Source organism: Nostoc sp. 'Lobaria pulmonaria (5183) cyanobiont' (genome assembly GCF_002949795.1).
Taxonomy (GTDB): Bacteria; Cyanobacteriota; Cyanobacteriia; order Cyanobacteriales; family Nostocaceae; genus Nostoc.
Genome location: NZ_CP026692.1, coordinates 4,117,466 through 4,138,578, shown reverse-complemented (window position 1 = coordinate 4,138,578; position 21,113 = coordinate 4,117,466). Strand labels below are relative to the sequence as shown.

Here is a 21,113-nt window from a genome sequence, read left to right as displayed (position 1 = left end):
GGTCATTAGCAAATAACAAAGACAAAGGACAAATGACAATTTATCTGGTTTCCATAGTTTCCACTCGGAAACGTTCAACGGAGGCGATCAAGTCACGGGATACACCTACTAAGTGTTGTAAGGCGCCTGAAACTCGCTGCGCTTCTTGGGAAGTTTCTTGGGCGGTTAGCTCTACTGATTGCATTACATGAGCGACGGCACGGGAAGTTTCCGTTTGTTCCACAGTGTCGCTGGTAATAGAGCGCACAAGAATATCGATGCGATTCGCCACTTGAATAATGTTCTCGAGCGATCGCTTGGCATCTTCTGCCAATTTTGTACCTTTAATTACTTGTTGTGTGCCTTCTTCCATCGCGGTCATTACCGAGCCTGTTTCGCTTTGGATTTGCATCACAATTTGTTCAATTTCCTTCAGGGATTTAGCAGATTTATCTGCTAACTGGCGCACTTCATCTGCAACGATCGCAAACCCACGTCCAGCTTCTCCGGCTCTTGCCGCCTCAATACTAGCATTGAGTGCTAACAAGTTTGTTCTGGAAGCAATTTGAGAAATCAACGCCACAATTTTAGAAATTTCTTGGGAAGATTCCGCCAACCGCTTTACTTTCCGGGTAGTTTCGGCAACGGTTTCTCGAATTTCTAAAATCCCCGCCACGGTATTTTCTACTGCTTCGCCACCTTTAAGAGCGATCGTACTAGCATCACGAGCAACGGTTTCAGCTTCCCGCGCCGCCTCTGCTACCCGCTGAATCGAGTCGGTCATCACCTGTACAGAATTCAGCGTCACCGCTAACTCTTCTGCTTGCCTCAAAGCATCACCAGATAAAGCTCTGGCAAAGGTTTCGGAGTTGGTTGCACCTTTTGTCACATCCTTCGCCGCCACTTTTACCTGTTGAACGATATCCCGCAGGTTTTGAATTGTCAGGTTAAAGGCGTCAGCTACGGCTCCCAGTACGTCGGCTGTCACTTCCGCTTGGACTGTTAAATCGCCTCTAGCAGCTCCTTCCACATCATCCAAGAGCCGAATCACTTGACGTTGCAGATTTTCTTTGGCTTCCTCTTGTTCATCGGCTTTGCGTTGGGCTTCACTTGTGGTTGTGAAAATTACCCGCGCCATTTCATTAAAGCCAGTAGCTAAATGCCCCAATTCATCTTCGGAAAACACTGTGGCTTGAGCGTTCAGATTTCCTTGACGTACAGCCTCAAACTGAGCTTGCAGGTCATCAGTTGTGCGCCGAATTTGTTTAAGCGCCAGATTTCCCATGAACCCTGCGGTCGCAAAACCTGCAATCCCTGCGGCTAGTGACATTGCCCAACCTGTGTTTCGTACTGATTCTCGCTGTTGGGGTGGCGAAAATGTGGTGGCGACAAAGCTAACTGTGGCTACAACCAGCGCTGAGACAATGCCTACACTTCCAGCAATTAGCCATTGTTTCCGTTCGATGGAGGCATTTTCTAATGGTGCTAACCATCCTTGCTCAATGCTGACATTGGGTTCTAGTTTCGAGATATCTGTTTGGCTAAAGACTGGAACGGCTTCATGGGAACCAGTCATTGAGAACAGTTCCTCTTCGCGATCGCTAGGAGGTGCATTACTTAAAAAAGCCTCCGCGCTTTGAAGACGTCCAGTATCACTAGTTTCTACTGGAGCAGAATGGATTGCTGCATCACCGAAGTTAGAATCTCCTTCGATCAGGTCAAACCCTGGAATATTGCCTAAATCGTCAAATTCCTCAAAGTCATCTAAAAACTCGATATTGCTCTTAGAATTTTCTCCATTCAGTATATTGCTTGAGTCTTCATAAGAGTTTAAACCATCTGAGCCAAAGGCAGACTCAAATGCTTCCATATCAAAATTCTCATCGTCATCAAACTTATTTTGACTGATGAATTCACCTGACTTAGACTGCTTTTCTTTTCGAGGTAAATTGCTATTAAAAGATGAATCATTCTCCGGCAAATTCGACTGAAAAGCTGATTCTACTTCCAAGTTTTTTGGTGCTAACCAACTATGTGCTCCGGTTTCAGATAAATTATCTTGACTACTGCCGTATTCCAACCTATTTGTTGTTGGTGAATCATTTCTCAGTTCTTCTGAAACAATCAGTAAAGTTTCGTCTCCAAAAGGAGATTTTTTATATTCTAAATTTCCAATCCTCTCCTCTGGAAACTTTGGCTCACTCAACAATAAATCAGGAGAGTTATTCTCGCTATTACCAGTTTGTAAATTAGAAGACGAAGAGTTATTATTGTCAATATTTGAATTTACGTGAGGAGAATTTATCCCATTATCTAAAAATTGACTATTTGCTAATGATTCTTCCCGAATCTCTTCTGAGATCCCTTCCTGCCAAAAAGCAGGCAACTCTAATTCTGTGTTATCCTCCCAGTTTTTATTTGATTGTTTCTGTGATTCTTCATTGACGGCAAAAGGATCATCACCAAAAGGTGTAGAAGAATATAATATTTTTTCTGTTCCAATACTATCTTCTGTGGGTATATCAAATGGACTTTTTGAAGATATATCTTCAACGCCATTTACACTTTCTTGATGCTCTCCAAAAAAGTTCAAATCAAGGTTATCGCTGTCAAACTCTTGATTAGCACCCAAATTTTCTAATTCTGGTTCGCTATATGCCAGTACATCCGATATCTCTGAAGAATTTATTTCCTCTTGACTTTTTGATGGATCGATCTGCCCACCGAATGACTGTAAATATTGATTGATATTGTCAATTCCATTCTTGGCAAAACCAATAATTTCTCGATCGTTAGTCAAGCCTAATACTTGTTGATATTCTTCTTTTGCTACATCGTACTGCTGTAAAACATAGTAGATGTGACCCCGCAACAAATGGGTATTGGGGTCATCTGGTAAATTTTGCACCACTTGGTCAACTAAAGTGGCCGCAACCTCATAATTTCTTTGAACATAGGCGGTCATCGCCTGTTGATATGTTGGCTCGTAATTATCAATACTTGCTGCCATTTCCTCCTCCAATTTCATCCTGCCCACCTAGCACTCCGTACAATTGCCATTTGATCGAGCAGTCGTAGACACTGGTTGCTTTTAGTACCTAATGGCCACTCTCCACGTAAAAAGGGAGCCATAGTATCTGGAACACTAGTTGGTGGCATAAGATTCTGGACATCCAACCAGTCCATGCCACCGATTTCCTCTACTGCTAAACCGACTATTGTGTCTTGCTCTTCAATAGCAATCACCGAAATTTCAGCTCTATCCGTGTTTAACACACTTGCTTCCCCAAGAAATTGACCCAAATCGGCCACCCAAATAACTCGACCTCGTAAATTTAGAGTACCCAAAAGTAAAGGAGAAGCATTAGGAATCGGGGTGATTCTATCAGGACTTAGTTCAATTACCTCCCGGATGCCAGTTGCTTGTAGTGCAAACTCCTGATGCGAGGGAATGTAAAACCTCAAATGTAACTCACCTTCAGGACTTTCTACTTGTAATTCTGGTCGAAAGTGGTCTTGACCGCTGCCACTTAAAAAGTCCGGTTTGCTGACCATGTTGTTTTTATCCTTATCCTCGCAGCAGTTGTTTGACTGTTCCTACCAACTCAGTTGGTTGAAACGGTTTGGCTATGTAAGCGTCTGCACCTTGCTTCATGCCCCAATAGCGATCGAATTCTTCACCTTTAGAAGAACACATAACCACTGGGACATTTTGGGTTTTTGGATCGGATTTTAACCGCCGACAAACTTCGTAGCCGTTCATTCGGGGCATGACAATATCTAATACCACTAAATCTGGAGGTGCTATTTGAATTGCCTCTAATGCTTCTAATCCGTCACTAGCGTGGGTAACTGTTAGGCCAGTTGCTTTCAGGAGGTCTGTAATCATCTCCCTTTGCGCGATACTGTCTTCCACAATCAGAACTGTGCTCATAAGTGTCTATTTGCCTCCTGATTTAGACGTTCCTAATTGGAACATTCCCTGATTCCTCCGCAAGTATTAACTGTATAAATTAATTTTAGGTTCTCACTATTTTCCTGGATGTTGACGTTTCACTGAGTTAGCTGACTCTGTGATAACATCTTTTTACTCATCTTTTAGTAGATCAACAAATCTTCGATCTCTTTAATATGCTCCATAGATGAGAGAAATAATCAATGCCCCATGCCCAATGCCCAATGCGCCATGCCCTATTTTCATTGATTGTTGATATATTTCTCTACGAGCATGAGTAACTCAGTGTCTGTAAACGGTTTTGTTAAATAATCTGTTGCCCCAACCATCGTAGCTTTGACTCGATCCATAAACCCATCTTTCCCAGTAAGCATGATAATCGGTGTGAGCCGAAATGCTGTTGAATGTCGTAGCATGGCGCAAACCTCGTACCCTTCCAATTCCGACATGGCAATGTCGCATAAAATTAAATCAGGTTTGAGTTGAAAAACCAGACTCAGTGCCTCTAAGGGATTGGTAAGAGCGATCGCTTCATAACCTTCTGGTTGTAAGATGGAATTTATAGTCTCACCGATGGCGATCGCATCGTCAATACATACTATCCGCCCCATCGGTTTTCCCTTCAATTCCCAGCTATCCGTGTGTGTCTCTGGTTGATTAGTCTCTGAATATACTAGCTGTAGCCAACTTTGTTGTACATAAGGATATATTGCCTTAGCGACTGTCAAAATGTCTCGGTTGAGATTGCGAGCCAGTTGTCGCAAGGATGTTTTACCATCAGCCCAATGTTGGAGCTTATTCACGGTTGCTTCTGGTAAAGAAGATTGTAGCTGAACTTTGTCAGATAGCATTGGCAATTGTTCTGGAGACTGAATGTGTGGATAGAGTTGCTTCCACTCTTGCAGCTGCTTGGTAATTTTTGTCACAAATGGAGCAATCTCAAAAGTGTTTAATTGCGGGGCAAGTGCCGCACCCTGATGGAAAATGAAGTTACCTTGGCGTAAACTCAGCAGATCAAAGAGAGTTTCATGCACCAAACCGTAAATGATCCTACCAGCTATTTTTGGGTTGATGATATTCCGCTCCAAGAGTGCCCAAAGATAGGCATACTCTGGCGCATCGGTTGGTGGTAGAGAGACAATTTGTTTGTCGGTGAGTCGCATCTCAACTCCATAATGACGTAAATAATCGCTAATTCTGGATAAACTACTCTCACCTTCTTGGCAATAGATAATTTGACCATTAAGGAAAAAAACGAACCAAGACTGTTGTTTAGGGCAATAAATGCTCGCTCCATCTCCACCCAGTTTGTTGTTCTGGTGAGAGCTATAAGCTTCTACCCATAGTTGCCCAGTTCGCTGTCCCAATTCAATCAATTGCAGAATACTGCAAATATCAATTTCATTTAAATTTCCCTGCATTTAGCTAAAAAGTACTCCTTAGTATTGCTGAATTCTGAATCGTGAATTATGACTTCTTCTTTAAGTACTGATTATGGAGTATTGAAAAGATTTTTACTCTGTTCTGATTTTCATTAGGGAATACATTAAACTATAAACCTTCATCTTTCGTAATACACTTTGACAAAGCTAGTGTTAACACGGAAGTCATCATCACTGTCATCAGTACAAAATATAAAGGCGCGACCAGATCGCTTCTATAAGTATCAAGACGTAACATCTTGCGTCTATAGTTTTGTCTGTCTTGTTCTCCTAAACCCTGGTTCAGTAAGACAAGTTAACAGAATTATTTAAGGTATATCTCAAAACACGAACTTTAAGTGCATCAATAAAGGACTAACGGTGTGCTGTATTTAGCAGAAGTACAAAAACAGAAAGGTGGTTTACTCAGTGGCGGTGGCAAAACCGAACTGAAACTGCTAGCTTGTCAGCGAACTGACCAGAATTGGAGTACTGTGTCGGAAGAAGTGATTGCCGCTGAGGACGCAAGCAAATTAAATGATGGTGCTTTGGTATTGGTTGAACTGAATCCGAATCGTCAAGTGCAGCGGATTCAAGAAGCAGGGCGTCCACTCGTTAACATTTTGCAGAATTTTTCCCGCCAATTGGAGAAATTTAAGCTCAAGGAAGATGAGATCGATCAGTGGAAACAGTCACTAACATTTCAGGCGCAAGAGTTGAATCGCCGTGAAATGGACATGGAGGTACGAGCAGAACAGTTGCAGCAATTGGAGGATGACGTACAACACCTAGAGGAGCAAAAACAGGAAGTTGACACCTCCCGCCAGGAAATTGAACGATTACAAGGAGAAATTGAGCGCAACCGCCAAGAGTTGGAAGGCGCTTGGGAGCATTTACGAGGTGAGCAGCGTCGCCTGGAAGAACGCCAAGCGGGTTTTCAACAAGGGACGGTTTTGGATGAGGAGCAAAGTCGAGTAATGAGTGAGTTACTCGATCGCTTGTCTAGTCGTGTTACTTCTACGGAAACAGTTAGAGGACACCTGCATCTGGCCTTTGAATTGGTCGAAAAGCAGCAAGCTACTCTTACCCCGCACTGGCAAAAATTGGAGGAGCATAAAAGTGCGATCGCACAACAGCAAGAAGAAGTTGAGCGCTTATCACAAACCCTTAGCGATCGCCAAAATGCATTGCAACAAGCACAAAATTCTCTAGTTCAGCAAACAGCCCAATTGCAGATAAATACAGCAGACCTTAGCAGCAAGCAAGAGTATGCTCGGCTCGTCAAAGAGCAGTTACGAAACGCCGAAGAGTTATATCAACAGATGCACTCTTTAGCTGCAACATCTGGTGATGTAGTTCTCGGTAAGCAAGCTGATGTGGAGGCTTTGAATAAAATGCCTTTAGAAGAACTACAAAAGATAGTGCAAAACTTGCAGCATAAGTTAGAAATTGACGCTAGCTTTGTTCATGATCAAGAACAAGAACTGAAATATAAACAAGAAGCTATAGAAGAACTTCAAACTAAATTAAATCGAGCATCTGACCACGATCACATCAATTTGGAACTAGAATTAACTGATGAAAAAGACCTTTATCAGATGCTAAATTCCAGTTTGGTGGGACAACGCCGCAATATGCTACAGCATCAGAAGTTTCTCAAGCAACATCAAGCTGTACTGCTACGGCGGCAAGGGCATACTGTTACTGAAGAAGAAAGTAGCAACAAAATTAATTTAGAACCGATTCTGTTACAAATTGAAACCCAGCGACAACAATATTCACAGGAAATCCAAAAACTGGAACGTGAAATTGAGCAGATTCGTTCTGGTGTTGAGCTAAATCAGGGAATGATTGACAATCAAACTCACGATCTAGATGAAAAGCGCCAAGAACTGAAAGCGATCGAGGAAAATTTGCTATCCTTACGAAGAACAACTGCTGAATACTATGGTCGAGTGAATCTTTATCAAGAAGCACTACAACCAATTCAGGATTCTCTAGATGGATTAAGGCAAAAGCTGCAAGCAATTAGAGAATCTTTGGATCAATTCCAGGAAACTGGTGATTATCAAGTCCAAGCGATCGCTCAGTTGCGTCATACTCTCCAAAGTTTAATGCCTCAGCCAGAATTACTAGCATCTTAACAAGTAATTGGGCTTTAGCCTAGCTAAAGTCCAATTACGAACTATGAGCTTAGTTATTACTCTATAAATAAACTAGAGTCTACATGAAAAAACTCTCCCAGCTTACGAGCTTGTTCTGTATTTATCTTCTCTTGTCCATTTAAAATATTATTAACCAAATTTTCTGTTCCTAAAACTGATAATAAATCATCTCTACTTCTCTCAGATTCTTCTAAAAGAAATAACAACATAGATGTAGGATTATTTTGCTGGCTTGGTTGATAATATTCTTGTTCAAACTTTTCAATTAAAGTAATTAATAACTGATAAAGTTCGTCTTCTTCTGGGCTGCGTTCCCGGTGCATTAAATCTTCCACTATCCCCAAAGCTTGCTCATTTTCGGCTTCACTCTTTATAAGTTTGGGAAGATAAGCTGTTAATAATTCTTTATATTTATCTGGATTAAAAATAAGGGTCATTTTTCCAGTTCTCCCTATCATATTCTGCATAGTTGAGGATATATTTAATATAAATTAACTGTCCTTCATAATCTATACTAACAATCAAGCGATATTTATTTCCTTTAATATTGAAAACTGTAAAATTACCAACAGCTTCAGCTTTAGGAAAAACCTGCTGTACTTCAACTAAATTTGACCATTTCGCTTTAGTGGTAACTTTATACCAATTGCTTAATGCTTCTTGGCAATCTGAATAGATTTCTGCATATTCTCTTAATATTCTGAAACTAATAATGTGCATCGTTCCTGATCACAAAAAGCCTTTAAATAACTATTTAAAACAGATCCAATCACTTTCTACTTGAGCGATCGCACCACCAGGGAATGGATCGGTTTGCGATCGGTTGGGCGCTATAATTAAAGCCGTTAATTTTTCGATGTGTTCAAAACTAGGGGCATCAGTCAGTATTTGCTGCAATACCTGACGCATCACCCGACGTTGCAACGCCAATGGTGCTTTCTGCAATACCCGACGATTTAACCTCAGGGGAAGAAAAGGAGTAAGAGAATCTTCTTCATGCCCCATGTCCCATGCCTCATCCCGCAACTCCTGGGCAGCTTTTTCTAAATATTCCACTTCTGCTTGTAAAAGTTCTGCTGTTTGGGCTAAGGCTGATTCTACTTGGGGATTGAAATTATCTCGCAAATATGGTATTAATTCTTGGCGAATGCGGTTACGGGCATATTGCAAATCTTGATTGGTGGAATCTTCCCAAATTGGTAATTTAAATTCTTGACAAAATTGCTCTGTTTGTATGCGAGTAATTTCTAAAAGTGGACGCACTAATATAATGCCTGTAGTTAAGGGGCGTTGCCAAGTTAGGGCTTGTAAACCATCAGCACCAGTACCGCGAATTAAATTATAGAGGAGAGTTTCGGCGCGATCGCTGGCGGTGTGTCCTGTAACTATATATTGATAATTATTTGCCTGAGCGATCGCACTTAAAGCTTGATAGCGCCACTCGCGTGCAGTAGCTTCACTATTTATAGGCTTGTTCGCTGTTTCTAAATAAAAAGATATACCCCAAGTTTTAGCTAAGTTTTCGACGTGGTTAGCATTAGCTTCGGAGTCAGAACGCCAGCGATGATCGCAGTGAGCAATACCTAAATACCATCCCCATTTGGATTGTAAATCTAAAAGTAATTTTATTAAACATAGAGAATCTTGTCCGCCGGAGACAGCAATTAATAGTTGCTGGTTTCGCTCAAATAAGTGGCGCGATCTAATTGTGCGATGGATTTTTGCATGTATGGGAGTCCATACCATATAGAAATAATTTACTCATAACTGAATATGTGCTAATTAGAACCGAGTATATATCTCCCACCCAAGGGTGAGAGACATTATACATCATAAATTTCTGTTGTAATTAGTGCAGGGTAAAGCTAGCGTAAAGTGGACAATTTGACAATCTTTAATACTAAAACTACTTGGCGTATAGTCATAATCTGTCCACAGGCAACAACAACGCAAGACACTTGATATATGGTTCAGAATCTCGACTGTCTGTTAATTGATCAAGCTAACTTCTTACCAACTGTAACTGGAGGAAAGTCAGGCTACATAAATAAGCAGAGTCAGTCTGGTGTTTCTCAGGCTCCCAGACTGACTCCTAAGTTCAAAAACATAGAAAGGACTGTAAATGATGAAACCTCAAATTCCATCTATTATCCAACCCCATTTAAAGGTTAAACCAATGGAGACACAAAGAAAAGCCCCAGAGGAACCCTTCTGGAAGAAACTTCCAAAACCCATTACTGTTAACGTTATTGGTTGGGTGACTGCTTTGGGAATACTCTCGGCTTCGGGAGTGTTGGCAGGAGCCAACTGTGGAAGCCTGCACGTTCAACTTAGCTCTTTTGAGTTGCAACTCATAAAAGGAAGTTGTACACCATTTGATCAACAAATGAAATAACCTACCTCTGCTACTGCTAGGGCAGGTTTATGATGCCTGCCCTTACCTGGGTGATCGCTCCTCACTTCTAGGGGGTAAATTTTCAAATGCTTCTTGATGAAAATGCACAAATTATCATCAGGATTTAGAGGTTCCCATTCATTATTTATAATCAATCTCTTATAGCTAGATTTATTACCCCGTTCACGACTGTTGTAATTGGTGCAGTATCTAAAACGCTCAAAAGCAAGCTCCATAAATGTTTGGGCATATTGCGCTTGTGAGAAATGCGGGCTTGGCGTATAGTCATAATCTATCCGCACGCAACAACAACGCAAGACACTTTATATATGCTTCAGAATCTCGAAAGAACACGCCAGAGTGCAAGGTTTCCAGAAACTGCACCGGCTGCTAATCCCGTATTTTTTAGAACCTATAGCCGCCGGACAAAGGCGGGACTAAGGGAAACATGGGATGAGGTATGCGATCGCACTCTACTCGGCTTAGTCGAGTTGGGAAAGCTAACTCAAGAAGAAGCTGTCATCTTGGATAAGATGCAGCGCAACTTGAAAGCTATGCCTAGTGGGCGCTGGCTCTGGGTTGGTGGTACAGACTGGATAACCAAGCCAAAGAACTTTTCCGGGGCATATAATTGCACCTCTACCAATCTCGAAGACTGGAGTGCCTTCGGGTTAATGATGGATCTGGCAATGATGGGCTGTGGTACTGGAGCCGTCTTAGAACCACAATTTATTAACCAGTTGCCCCTCATTCGTAATCAACTGAATGTCACTGTCCAAGGTGAAATTGGCAGCACTCCTGTCCAACAGCGGCGTGAATATACTGAAACTCATATAGAAGGCAATAACGTCATTATTCACGTTGGAGATAGCCGTGAAGGTTGGGTTGAATCATATCAAGCCCTATTAGAACTCTCTACTGATGAACAATTTTCAGCAAAAGTTGAAGTATTAGTTGATATCAGTGATGTCCGCAAATCAGGAGAAACTCTCAACGGCTTTGGAGGAGTTGCTAATCCTGTAAAATTGCCCGGACTTTATCAGCGTTGTGCATCTATTTTGAATAAAGCTGTAGGACGACAATTAAATTCAGTTGAATGCTGTCTATTAATCGATCAAGCTGCTGTCACAATTGTTGCCGGTAATATTAGGCGATCAGCTGGCATGAGGCAAGGTTCAAGCGTTGATAGTTTGTTCGCCGATGCCAAAGATAACTTATGGCAGCAAGATGAAAATGGCAACTGGCGAATCGATCCAGAGCGTGATGCACTTAGGATGGCAAATCATACCAGAGTTTTTCACCGCAAGCCAACTTTAGAAGAATGTATTGGTGCTGTCCGCAAACAATATTATAGTGGCGAGGGAGCGATTCAATGGGCTGGTGAAGCCGTAGCGCGATCGAACATTGATTTGCTGCCAACACAAGCTTTGAAAGTAAGTTTTTTGCAAGCTTATGAACAAGGAACAGCAAAACAGTGGTTAAAAGAACGTTATCCAAATCTGGATGCTAATGAGTTAGAACATCGTTTAGCTCGTTATGGTTTAAATCCGTGTGGTAATTGATTTTGCCTCACGTTAAAAACCTCGCAAAAACGGGGAAAGCTGAGATGCTAATCCCGTGGTAATCAAAGGAAGTAAAAAGCCTTTGACACCGTACAGCGTAGAGAGTGAAACTAGATTACATCGAAAATTGGTGTCTAGAATATAATCTCTCCAAGAGTGCGGGGGCGGATGTGAAAAACACTTTTATCATCTGAAGTCACATCTGCAAAATGTACGCGGAACTACTGCGAATAATCAAGCAGTAGAACTAGGGGATAAAAAGCCTCTAGGGTAACAAATCTGGAAATCATCGGTAGTAACTTCCACTGCAATTTGTCTGAGGTTCATCTCAATCAAATCGACCCACATAACTACAAAGAACAAAAGGAGGCTTTCACTGCTGGGGCGCTATCTGTAGCAGCACTTTTAAATCACAAATTCCTAGAACCACGCTATCAATACAGCCGTGAATTAGACCCGATTGTGGGAGTTTCTTTTACAGGTTTATTTGATTTCTTTGTCCATGCTTTTGGTGTTGATTGGCTACGCTGGTGGGAAGAAGGAAGACCTGCAACTCCACAAGGATTAGCTTTCAAGCGTGAGGAAGAGAAATACCTCAGTTCTTGGAGAGATATTGTACATCGGGTGGTTTGGGATTATTGCGATCGCCACAATCTCAAACGTCCAAATCGTTGCACCACAGTCCAACCTAGTGGCACTAAGGCTTTATTAACTAATGCTAGTTCGGGATGGCATCCCCCGAAAGCCCAAAGATTCATTCGTCGAATCACCTTCGGCAAAAATGACCCAGTAGCTTTAGCTTGTATTGACTATGGTTACAGCGTCATTCCCTCTCAATCAGACAAAGATGAACACGGCAATTTACTTAACGATCCCTTCGATCCACGGGTGAGTGAATGGCTAGTGGAAATCCCTGTTTCTGTAACTTGGGCTGATTTACCAGGTGCTGATGAAATTGATGTTTCTAAGTTTTCAGTCTTAGCCCAATTTGATTTTGTCCTCCAGGTTCAACGTTGGTACGTTACTCACAACACATCAGCTACTTTGGAACTTCGCTCTGATGAAATCGAGACTTTGGGAGAACGCATTTACGAAACCATCCAAAACGATCAAGGATATATTTCAGCGGCTCTTTTAGCACGTTTTGACGATTTGCAATTATTCCCACGTTTGCCATTTGAACCAATCAATAAATCAACTTACGATCGCTTAACTCAAGAAGTGAAAGCGCGGCGCAAAACAGATGATTTCTGTGCAGTACTAAGTCGCTACGATTTAGGCGAAATGACAGAGGCTGGCCCTAGTGGTTGTGATTCTGATAAGTGTATGTTTCCCGATCAGCAACCAAGCTCATAAGGTGAAATGACTTGGAAGTATGGAGTGGGGAATGGGGATGAGGGAGATTACTTAATAATCAATGCCTAATGCCCAATGCCCCATGCCCTACATCGCTCAACACGTTACGATCAATTAAGAAGTAATAATTTTTTACGGCACTGCCAGGAGTCTCTTAATGTTCATTAATGAATTGTCACCTATATTCAGAGAATTTACCCAGCATCCAGTCTCATTTGTGGGTGGGTTCTTCTCTGGTGTGCTTCGGCTCAATCTTGCAGATGATCCCGTTAAAGGCTGGCTAGATAAACAGATCCGCTCAAATAGTTACACGACCAACATAACGGACGCACATAACGGCAAAGCCTCTGGCCCTCAGCAAATTTCGATTGACTAAAAACTCCAACCTGACATAGTTAAATTTACTACAAACTAGGGATTCAGCACTGACTCCCTAGTTTGTACAATAATTATTTTTACTTTGATTTTTACTTTGAGGATTGAGATGCTAACGAGTAAACATATCATTAATTTGGAATGGGTGGTTTATTTCCACCGTGCTGTACTAGTTGGTTGTTCTCCTATTAAGGGATACTAAAGCCAGGTACATAAGCAAGAAAATATGGAATCCTTAACCTCTCGTATGCAGGGTGTACAGTCGCCAATTATTCCTGTGGTTGGGGAACTGATTAAAAATTCTCCTGGAACAATCTCTCTAGGACAAGGTGTTGTTTATTACGACCCACCACCAGAAGCCATCGAATTTTTACCCAAATTTTTATCCGAATCCGCTAACAATTTATACAAACCAGTTGAGGGAATTCCCCTGTTGCTGGTAGCACTTGCTGGAAAATTGCAAGCCTTCAACGGCATTGAAATCAACGAGGAAAACTGCATCGTCGTGACAGCAGGGAGCAATATGGGATTTATGAATGCCATTCTTGCGATCACTAACCCAGGCGATGAAATTATTCTGAATACGCCCTATTATTTCAACCACGAAATGGCGATCGCAATGGCTGGTTGTCGTGTAGTATTAGTGGCGACGGATGAAAATTACCAACTGCGAAAAGAAGCGATCGCTCAAGCAATTACTCCTAAAACACGGGCTGTAGTTACAATTTCGCCAAATAATCCCACTGGAGTTGTCTATTCAGAAGCCGCATTGCGCCAAGTAAATCAAATTTGTAGCGGTCGCGGCATTTACCACATCAGCGATGAAGCCTATGAATACTTTACCTATAACGGCGTAAAACATGTTTCTCCTGGTGCATTTGGAAGTAGCAAGTACACTATTTCTCTATTTAGCTTTTCCAAAGCATACGGGTTTGCTAGCTGGCGCATTGGCTACATGGTGATTCCCAAACACTTATTTGTCAGCATCAAAAAAGTCCAAGATACAATTTTGATTTGTCCGCCAGTAATTTCCCAATATGCAGCTTTAGGGGCATTGCAAGCAAAAGTGGAGTATTTGCAGAGTAATATAGGTGCAATCGCTCAAGTACGGCAAGTAGTACTCGACTCCCTTAACCGCCTAGAAGGTTTATGTAGCATTACATCGGCTAATGGCGCTTTCTATTTTTTCCTTAAAGTTAATACCCAGATGGATGCTTTTGAGTTAGTTAAAAGACTAATCCAAGAACATAAAGTAGGAGTTATTCCAGGTACAACCTTTGGGATGGATGACGGATGCTACCTGCGTGTTGCCTATGGTGCGCTGCAAAAAGAGACAGCAAAAGAAGGTATAGAAAGATTAGTGCAAGGTCTGGAAACTATAGTTAGAAATTAGAAGTCATTCATCCTGCTTCCTCTGCAATCCCAAATATAAAATTGAACCGATGTCAATTATTAATAAGTTAATTGAAATTGAAACTGAGCCAAAAATTAATATTTATAATATAACACCACAAATTCAAGATTTTCTGGCTTCAACATCAATTAAAAATGGACAAGTTTTAGTATTTTCTCGACACACAACAACAGCCTTAGCTATTAACGAAAATGAAGTCAGATTGTTAGAAGATATAAAAGTATTCTTGCAAAAATTAGCACCAGAATCAGATAGTTACTTGCATAATGACTTGCATTTAAGAGATGTCCCGGAAGATGAGCCGATTAATGCTCACTCTCACTTAATGGCTATGATGCTGACCACTAGTGAGATAATTCCCATTGTGGATGGTAAATTAGCTTTGGGAACCTGGCAGTCTGTATTGTTTTTTGAGTTGGATGGGCCGCGCAAAAGAACGGTATTTGTGCAAATTTCTGGTGAATAATCCAACTTCACGCCTGCAATCCTTCCAGAGCAACCCAAAATAAAATTACGAAAACAATCAACAAGTGCATCAGTTGAGTTTACTTACAGCAATTAAAAACCTGAAAGAATGTTTCTAAGCATAACCTTCCTTTCCACAAACCAGGACTTTCGTTGTGTCAAAGGTAGAGGCAATTAGTGATGAAAAATAACGATAACTTTGTATTACGGAATACTTGGTACTATGCTCTGCCTAGTAATCAAATCAAGCCAGGTATGATGGTCAGCCGCATTTTCTTGGGTGAACCGGTGCTGTTAGTTCGAGACCAGAATGGTAAAGTCTCGGCTATGACAGATATTTGTCCTCATCGTGCCGTGCCTTTGAGTTGTGGTAGATTCGATGGGCAGGAAGTGGAATGCTGCTATCACGGTTGGCGCTTTAACCCGGCTGGACGCTGCACTGCAATTCCATCTCTTGTTGAGGAGCAGCAAATTGATTTGAGTCGCTTTGACGTACAATCCTACGAAGTCAGGGAAGCCCAAGGGAATATCTGGATATATATGGCTGATCCCGATAAATCTAAATCGGCTTCTGAGATGGAGATTCCAGTGATTCCAGGGTTTGATGATCGATCGCACCAGTTTATAGAGGTGGTAAAATTCCCTTGTTTTATAGATCATGCAGTAGTGGGTCTGATGGACCCTGCCCATTCACCCTACGTTCATCGCGCTTGGTGGTGGCGAAGTGAACAACTGCACGAGGAAGTTAAGCAATTCGATGCTTCACCCTACGGCTTCACGATGCGACGACACCGATTACCAGCGAATGGCGGTCGATTATACTGGCTGATTGGCGGTGGTGTGCCGGAAACGGAGATTTCTTTTCGTTTACCTGGCGTGAGAATAGAAGAAACCACAATTGGCAACCATCGAGTCGTTAATTTAACGGCAGTTACACCCATTTCAGACACAGAAACTGAGGTAACTTTTGCTCTTTACTGGACACTTCCTTGGGTGGGATTTTTCAAGCCACTGCTACATCTCCTGGCGCGGACTTTCATTGGTCAAGACCGCACGGTTGTGGAAAAGCAGCAAATTGGTTTGCAATATAATCCTGTGCTGCGACTGATTAAGGATTCAGATATGCAGGCGCAGTGGTATTACCAGTTGAAGCGGGAGTATGCTCGGTCTGTCGCTGAAGGACGAGAATTTGTGAATCCTGTCAAGGGTCAGATACTCCGCTGGCGTGCTTAAAATTGAGATTTACGGCGTTGCATTTGGGATGATTTAGCAGCAACTAAGTACGGTTTTGCATAAAATCGTATCGTTTTTAAATGCAGAGGGATGCATTGCTATTGCAGAGGGACGCATTGCCATTGTAGAGGGACGCATTGCTATTGCAGAGGGACGCATTGCCATTGTAGAGGGACGCATTGCTATTGCAGAGGGACGCATTGCCATTGCAGAGGGATACATTGCTATTGCAGAGGGACGCATTGCTATTGCAGAGGAATGCATTGCCATTACAGAGGGACGCATTGCCATTGCCAAATTTAATTCGCTACGAATTAATGAAATGCTGTACTAAGGCTGATTTCTCCTACTTGCCCAAATTCATCCCACTGTTCTGCAACGCCAGATTTACTTCTCTTGGCACGTCAACAATACCAATGAATAACGCTCCACTACTCGGTACTGCGTATTGGGAATATATTTTCCTAAAGAGGTAGTCCAGCAGAAGTGGTTGACGCAAAAAACAAAGGTATTGTTTTAATCAAGCTTTTAGACTGAAGTTCTAATGCGTAGGCGTAGCCCGTCGTAGACATCGCCTAAAAACCAAAACTGAGAATTTAGCCTCAAACAGCAATATCATGCTAAATCCACGGCTGATACCATTTCTTTGTGAGGCTGCGCCAAACCCTTTTAACTTCTTTCTTTCTTTCTTTCTTTCTTTCTTTCTTTGTGTCCTTTGCGTCCTTCTCTACGAGACGCTGCGCGAATGCGGTTCGTTTTTCTTTCTTGCACTTAAATGTGGTTTAGCGCATTCTTCATACAGAATTGGTATGAGAAGATGATCCGGCTATTTGGGGAAGCGCACTTGGTCTGATTTTTTTCTTATTTCCCCAGACTATTACCTGCACTTGACCTTAATTATGTACACAATATTAAATAGCTATGCATATCCCTAAGTTCTCAGAATTACCGCATTATTCAATCTAGAAGTACGAATTATGGAACACAAAAAAAGGGCAGAAATAACATCCCAACCCGGTTTTTTGGGACAGGCACTGACTGCTGCCGGAACAGCTATAGCCGCTCCCTCATTACTCAATCAGGCAACTATAGCAAAGGAAGCTAGCCAAAGTAACCCAGGTGAGATCAACGTGAAACTTACTGTTAACGGTGAGCAGCAAACCCTCGACCTTGAGCCGCGTGTCACACTCTTAGATGCCCTGCGCGATCGCTTGGGGCTAGTGGGCAGCAAAAAGGGATGCGATCATGGGCAGTGTGGGGCTTGTACTGTTCTAATCGATGGTGAGCGAGTTTATTCCTGCCTGACTCTGGCAGTGATGCAGGAAGACAAGGCGATCGTCACCATTGAAGGACTGGCCAACGGCGATACTCTCCATCCAGTACAAGCAGCATTCATTGATAACGATGGCTTCCAGTGCGGCTACTGTACCCCAGGACAGATTTGTGCTTCTGTTGCCTTACTTGATGAAGTCAAACGGGGCTGTGCCAGCGTTGTCACACCAGATTTGGCTAGTCCCCCACAGTTGGCTGAACTCTCTGAAGCTGAAATCAAGGAGCGACTGAGTGGTAATCTCTGTCGATGTAGCGCTTACAACGGCATTGTGGCAGCAGTCCAGCAGGTAACGGGACAAAAACCGCCCTCTCCTGCCGCAGTGATGGTCAATGAACCCCAGGAGATGCTCAGATGAACAACTTCACTTACGCCCGTGCCACCTCTGTGAAAGATGCGGTTGAACGGGCAACGAATGACCAAAATGCGATATTGATTGCAGGCGGTACGAACTTGGTTGACCGTCTCAAGGTTTTCCTAGATGAGCCATCGCAACTTATCGACATCTCTCGATTAGAGATGAAGCGCATTGAACGGACAAGTGAGGGTGGTCTGAGCCTTGGAGCGCTAGTAACTAACACAGCAGTGGCAGACCATCCTGATGTTCGCCGTGATTATCCAATACTGTCCCGGGCGATTCTTTCTGGTGCGTCTCAGCAAATCCGCAATATGGCAACCGTAGGGGGCAACCTACTGCAACGCACTCGCTGTCCCTACTACTACGATACCGCCTTCCCTTGCAACAAACGGCAACCGGGAAGCGGCTGTCCGGCAGCAACGGGCATCAACCGGATGCACGCCATCCTTGGGGCCAGTGACCAATGCGTGGCAGTTCAACCCTCGGATATGTGTGTCCCTCTTGCGGCTCTGGATGCTGTTGTTGTTGTGGAAGGCCCCAAGGGTAAGCGGCAGATACCATTGACAGACTTTCACCGTCTACCAGGGAACACACCCCAGCGAGATACAAACTTAGAGCCAGGTGAGTTGATTACCTCTGTGGTTCTGCCCCCAGTGCCGTTTGCCAAATCAGGGGTTTACCTAAAGTTACGCGATCGCACTTCCTATGCCTTTGCGTTAGTCTCTGTGGCAGCTGCGGTTGACTTAGCGGGTGAGCAGATTCAGAATGTGCGCTTGGCAATGGGTGGCGTAGCCCATAAACCTTGGCGCTCAAAGGAAGCAGAAAAGTTTTTGATCGGCAAGAGTGCCAATACTGCAACGTTTCAACAGGCGGCAGAAATTGCACTTCTTGAAGCTAAACCATTAACTCATAACAGTTTCAAAGTTGACTTGGCAAAGCGGGCAATTCGTCGCGCACTCACGGTGTCAGCTAAAGGAGGAGGCGTAGTATGAACAAAGTAATTGGGACTGCCATCAACCGTAAGGATGGACGGGCAAAGGTAACGGGCACGGCAACCTACGCCGCAGAACATCAAATTCCAGGTCTGGTTCACGGTTATCTTGTCACCGCCAGCATTGCCAATGGGCAAATTAAAAATATCGACACCAGTGTGGCAGAAAAGGCAATAGGTGTGATAGATGTTTTCACGCATAAAAACTCGCCGAAAGTGTTTATGCCAGCCAACGACTTTATCACCTCGAAAATCTACGAGGCTCGTCTGCCGTTGTCGGATGACAAAATTCACTATGCAGGGCAAATTATCGGTTTGGTAGTAGCAGATACCTTCGAGCGGGCGCGTGATGCGGCGCATTTGGTCAAGGTGGAATACACAAGCCAAAAGCCAGTCGTGGAAGCTGCAAAAGCCACCTTCAAGGAGGCACCACCGCAGATGGGTCAAGAGCTAAAGTTTGAAAAGGGGAATTTTGCGGCAGGGGTGGCGAGTGCAACAACGAAACTTACAGCCACCTACAAGACAGCCATCGAACTGCACGCGGCGATGGAACCCCATGCGATCATTGCCCACTGGGAAGATGCAAATTCTCTCACTGTTTACGAACCGTCTCAGTGGGTGTTGGCAACTGGGCGCACCTATGCAGAACTCTTTGGACTGCCAACTGAACAGGTTCATGTCGTCACACCTTTTTTGGGTGGAGCTTTCGGCTCTAAAGCCTTTCCCTGGCCCCACGGTATTCTCTGTGCTGCGGCTGCCCGTGAACTTCAGCGTCCTCTCAGAGTCGTCCTCAGCCGACGGCAAATGACAGCGAACGCCGGACACCGCTCCCAAACCGAGCAAACTATGCGCTTGGGAGCAACTGCTGATGGTAGTTTAACTGCGATCGCCCATGAGGTTAAATCCTGTACCTCACCAGTGGAGGTCTTTACAGAACCCTGTACCTCGGTCACGCCAGTTATGTACACAGCGCCGAATTTGCAACTGAAGCAGGAACTAGCGGTGCTGAACATCGGTACACCAACATTCATGCGCGGGCCAGGAGAGAATCCTGGGATGTGGGCGATGGAGTCAGCGATGGACGAATTAGCCTGGATGCTAAAGATTGACCCGGTAGAACTGCGCCTAAAAAACCAAACTAAAGAACACCAGCGCGAAGGTCTGCCATTCTCAGCCAAACATTTTGCTGACTGTTTGCTCTTAGGTGCGGAGCAATTTGGCTGGAAAGACAGACCAAAACAGCCCCGTTCTTTGACATCCGATGGTAAACTCGTTGGTTGGGGGATGGCGGCAGCAACCTACCCTGGCAGGCGAGGTGCAGCATCAGTCAAGGTACGGCTGCTACCAGATGGTACTGCCCATGTTCTCACTGCCGGGAATGACATGGGCACTGGCGCATATACCGTTGTTGCAGCCACAGCAGCAGACGCATTGGGGCTACCCGTCGAACAGATACATGTAGAGTTAGGCGACTCCTTGCTACCAGATGGAGGCATGGCAGGTGGTTCCATGATGACAGCATCTCTGGTTCCGGCGGTGATGTCAGCTTGTGAGCAAGTTCTGAAAACTGCTAATGCTAAGACCGCACAGGAGGCGTTTGCAACTCTGAGTCAGTCCGGCCAAGCAGCAATTGAGGCCACAGCATCCTCTGCTCCTGGCGATGAAACCAAGAAATGGGCGTTCCAGTCTTGGGGCGCACATTTTTGCGAAGTCAGTGTGGATGAAGAAATCGGGCGTTTGCGGGTGACGCGCTGGGTGTCAGTGATGAATATCGGGCGAATTATCAACTCTAAAACAGTTGCCAGTCAAGTCCGTGGTGGTGTGATCATGGGTATTGGGCAAGCTTTAATGGAGGAGTGCCAAGTTGATCCAAACATCGGCTACCCCGTGGTTTATGACCTTGCTACCTATCACTTCCCAGCCCATGCAGATATTCCTCGCATTCAGGTGGCCTTCGTCGGCGAACCTGACTTCAACTTCAACCCAGCAGGTGTACGAGGTGTAGGCGAAATTGCGATCACAGGTGTTTCAGCTGCGATCGCCAATGCAGTTTACCATGCCACTGGTAAGCGCATCCGTGATTTACCCATTACACCTGACAAGTTGCTCTAAAA

At 43.7% G+C, this 21,113-nt stretch carries 17 protein-coding genes and 2 pseudogenes; 12 read left to right on the top strand and 7 right to left on the bottom strand.

What is annotated here, in order from left to right:
- Positions 1 to 40: 40 nt before the first annotated feature.
- The 4 genes from NLP_RS18255 to NLP_RS18240 form a co-directional block, all read right to left on the bottom strand.
- Positions 41 to 2,989 (bottom strand): methyl-accepting chemotaxis protein, encoded by a 2,949-nt coding sequence (locus NLP_RS18255; RefSeq protein ID WP_104909921.1) that lies wholly within the window; start codon positions 2,987 to 2,989, stop codon positions 41 to 43.
- A 14-nt stretch (positions 2,990 to 3,003) separates the two neighbouring features.
- Positions 3,004 to 3,534: a chemotaxis protein CheW gene (locus tag NLP_RS18250; protein WP_104907625.1), complete on the bottom strand. Its 531-nt coding sequence runs from the start codon at positions 3,532 to 3,534 to the stop codon at positions 3,004 to 3,006.
- A gap of 13 nt (positions 3,535 to 3,547) precedes the next feature.
- Complete coding sequence (locus NLP_RS18245) at positions 3,548 to 3,913, bottom strand: response regulator transcription factor (protein WP_069073698.1); 366 nt, start codon at positions 3,911 to 3,913, stop codon at positions 3,548 to 3,550.
- 263 nt (positions 3,914 to 4,176) lie between these two features.
- Complete coding sequence (locus NLP_RS18240; RefSeq protein ID WP_104907624.1) at positions 4,177 to 5,355, bottom strand: response regulator; 1,179 nt, start codon at positions 5,353 to 5,355, stop codon at positions 4,177 to 4,179.
- A 383-nt stretch (positions 5,356 to 5,738) separates the two neighbouring features.
- On the opposite strand from NLP_RS18240, the gene hmpF reads away from it, so the two are divergent.
- Positions 5,739 to 7,499 (top strand): pilus motility taxis protein HmpF, encoded by a 1,761-nt coding sequence (gene hmpF, locus NLP_RS18235; RefSeq protein WP_104907623.1) that lies wholly within the window; start codon positions 5,739 to 5,741, stop codon positions 7,497 to 7,499.
- Between the two features lie 56 nt (positions 7,500 to 7,555).
- On the opposite strand, the gene NLP_RS18230 is transcribed toward hmpF, so the two are convergent.
- Genes NLP_RS18230 through tilS form a run of 3 tightly spaced genes read right to left on the bottom strand, consistent with a single transcriptional unit; the run spans position 7,556 to position 9,266 of the window.
- Entirely contained in the window at positions 7,556 to 7,957 is a 402-nt protein-coding gene (locus NLP_RS18230) for a helix-turn-helix domain-containing protein (protein ID WP_104907622.1), read from the bottom strand.
- Positions 7,941 to 8,240, bottom strand: a complete 300-nt coding sequence (locus tag NLP_RS18225) for a type II toxin-antitoxin system HigB family toxin (protein WP_104907621.1) — start codon at positions 8,238 to 8,240, stop codon at positions 7,941 to 7,943. The genes NLP_RS18230 and NLP_RS18225 overlap by 17 nt, the downstream gene beginning before the upstream one ends.
- Before the next feature lie 30 nt (positions 8,241 to 8,270).
- Positions 8,271 to 9,266: a tRNA lysidine(34) synthetase TilS gene (gene tilS / locus NLP_RS18220; RefSeq protein WP_104907620.1), complete on the bottom strand. Its 996-nt coding sequence runs from the start codon at positions 9,264 to 9,266 to the stop codon at positions 8,271 to 8,273.
- Positions 9,267 to 9,642: 376 nt separating this feature from the next.
- Here tilS and NLP_RS18215 point away from each other — a divergent pair, with 376 nt between their 5' ends.
- From NLP_RS18215 to NLP_RS18160, 11 genes and pseudogenes are all read left to right on the top strand, one after another.
- Complete coding sequence (locus NLP_RS18215) at positions 9,643 to 9,915, top strand: hypothetical protein (RefSeq protein WP_158680448.1); 273 nt, start codon at positions 9,643 to 9,645, stop codon at positions 9,913 to 9,915.
- A 329-nt stretch (positions 9,916 to 10,244) separates the two neighbouring features.
- Positions 10,245 to 11,471, top strand: a pseudogene (gene nrdJ, locus NLP_RS18205) (ribonucleoside-triphosphate reductase, adenosylcobalamin-dependent); the annotation flags it as partial.
- A gap of 288 nt (positions 11,472 to 11,759) precedes the next feature.
- Positions 11,760 to 12,833, top strand: a pseudogene (gene nrdJ / locus NLP_RS18200) (ribonucleoside-triphosphate reductase, adenosylcobalamin-dependent); the annotation flags it as partial.
- A gap of 157 nt (positions 12,834 to 12,990) precedes the next feature.
- A complete protein-coding gene (locus NLP_RS18195; RefSeq protein ID WP_104907617.1) occupies positions 12,991 to 13,209 on the top strand; it encodes a hypothetical protein in 219 nt (72 codons plus the stop codon).
- A gap of 225 nt (positions 13,210 to 13,434) precedes the next feature.
- The gene (locus NLP_RS18190; RefSeq protein ID WP_104907616.1) at positions 13,435 to 14,601 is read left to right on the top strand and encodes a pyridoxal phosphate-dependent aminotransferase; all 1,167 of its coding nucleotides are present in this window, start codon (positions 13,435 to 13,437) and stop codon (positions 14,599 to 14,601) included.
- A 49-nt stretch (positions 14,602 to 14,650) separates the two neighbouring features.
- Complete coding sequence (locus NLP_RS18185; RefSeq protein WP_104907615.1) at positions 14,651 to 15,088, top strand: secondary thiamine-phosphate synthase enzyme YjbQ; 438 nt, start codon at positions 14,651 to 14,653, stop codon at positions 15,086 to 15,088.
- A gap of 179 nt (positions 15,089 to 15,267) precedes the next feature.
- Complete coding sequence (locus NLP_RS18180; RefSeq protein ID WP_104907614.1) at positions 15,268 to 16,320, top strand: aromatic ring-hydroxylating oxygenase subunit alpha; 1,053 nt, start codon at positions 15,268 to 15,270, stop codon at positions 16,318 to 16,320.
- A gap of 55 nt (positions 16,321 to 16,375) precedes the next feature.
- Positions 16,376 to 16,654 (top strand): hypothetical protein, encoded by a 279-nt coding sequence (locus NLP_RS18175; protein WP_104907613.1) that lies wholly within the window; start codon positions 16,376 to 16,378, stop codon positions 16,652 to 16,654.
- 643 nt (positions 16,655 to 17,297) lie between these two features.
- A complete protein-coding gene (locus NLP_RS18170) occupies positions 17,298 to 18,008 on the top strand; it encodes a 2Fe-2S iron-sulfur cluster-binding protein (protein ID WP_104907612.1) in 711 nt (236 codons plus the stop codon).
- Positions 18,005 to 19,000: an FAD binding domain-containing protein gene (locus NLP_RS18165; RefSeq protein ID WP_104907611.1), complete on the top strand. Its 996-nt coding sequence runs from the start codon at positions 18,005 to 18,007 to the stop codon at positions 18,998 to 19,000. The genes NLP_RS18170 and NLP_RS18165 overlap by 4 nt, the downstream gene beginning before the upstream one ends.
- A complete protein-coding gene (locus NLP_RS18160) occupies positions 18,997 to 21,111 on the top strand; it encodes a xanthine dehydrogenase family protein molybdopterin-binding subunit (protein WP_104907610.1) in 2,115 nt (704 codons plus the stop codon). The genes NLP_RS18165 and NLP_RS18160 overlap by 4 nt, the downstream gene beginning before the upstream one ends.
- The last annotated feature ends 2 nt before the right edge of the window (positions 21,112 to 21,113 follow it).

Coding starts and splice junctions, on each gene's coding strand:
- NLP_RS18255 (WP_104909921.1), bottom strand. CDS start 2,989: ATGGCAGCAAGTATTGATAATTACGAGCCAACATATCAACAGGCGATG.
- NLP_RS18185 (WP_104907615.1), top strand. CDS start 14,651: ATGTCAATTATTAATAAGTTAATTGAAATTGAAACTGAGCCAAAAATT.
- NLP_RS18240 (WP_104907624.1), bottom strand. CDS start 5,355: ATGCAGGGAAATTTAAATGAAATTGATATTTGCAGTATTCTGCAATTG.
- tilS (WP_104907620.1), bottom strand. CDS start 9,266: ATGGTATGGACTCCCATACATGCAAAAATCCATCGCACAATTAGATCG.
- NLP_RS18170 (WP_104907612.1), top strand. CDS start 17,298: ATGGAACACAAAAAAAGGGCAGAAATAACATCCCAACCCGGTTTTTTG.
- NLP_RS18215 (WP_158680448.1), top strand. CDS start 9,643: ATGATGAAACCTCAAATTCCATCTATTATCCAACCCCATTTAAAGGTT.
- NLP_RS18180 (WP_104907614.1), top strand. CDS start 15,268: ATGAAAAATAACGATAACTTTGTATTACGGAATACTTGGTACTATGCT.
- NLP_RS18195 (WP_104907617.1), top strand. CDS start 12,991: ATGTTCATTAATGAATTGTCACCTATATTCAGAGAATTTACCCAGCAT.
- NLP_RS18245 (WP_069073698.1), bottom strand. CDS start 3,913: ATGAGCACAGTTCTGATTGTGGAAGACAGTATCGCGCAAAGGGAGATG.
- NLP_RS18160 (WP_104907610.1), top strand. CDS start 18,997: ATGAACAAAGTAATTGGGACTGCCATCAACCGTAAGGATGGACGGGCA.
- NLP_RS18250 (WP_104907625.1), bottom strand. CDS start 3,534: ATGGTCAGCAAACCGGACTTTTTAAGTGGCAGCGGTCAAGACCACTTT.
- NLP_RS18230 (WP_104907622.1), bottom strand. CDS start 7,957: ATGACCCTTATTTTTAATCCAGATAAATATAAAGAATTATTAACAGCT.
- NLP_RS18165 (WP_104907611.1), top strand. CDS start 18,005: ATGAACAACTTCACTTACGCCCGTGCCACCTCTGTGAAAGATGCGGTT.
- NLP_RS18190 (WP_104907616.1), top strand. CDS start 13,435: ATGGAATCCTTAACCTCTCGTATGCAGGGTGTACAGTCGCCAATTATT.
- NLP_RS18225 (WP_104907621.1), bottom strand. CDS start 8,240: ATGCACATTATTAGTTTCAGAATATTAAGAGAATATGCAGAAATCTAT.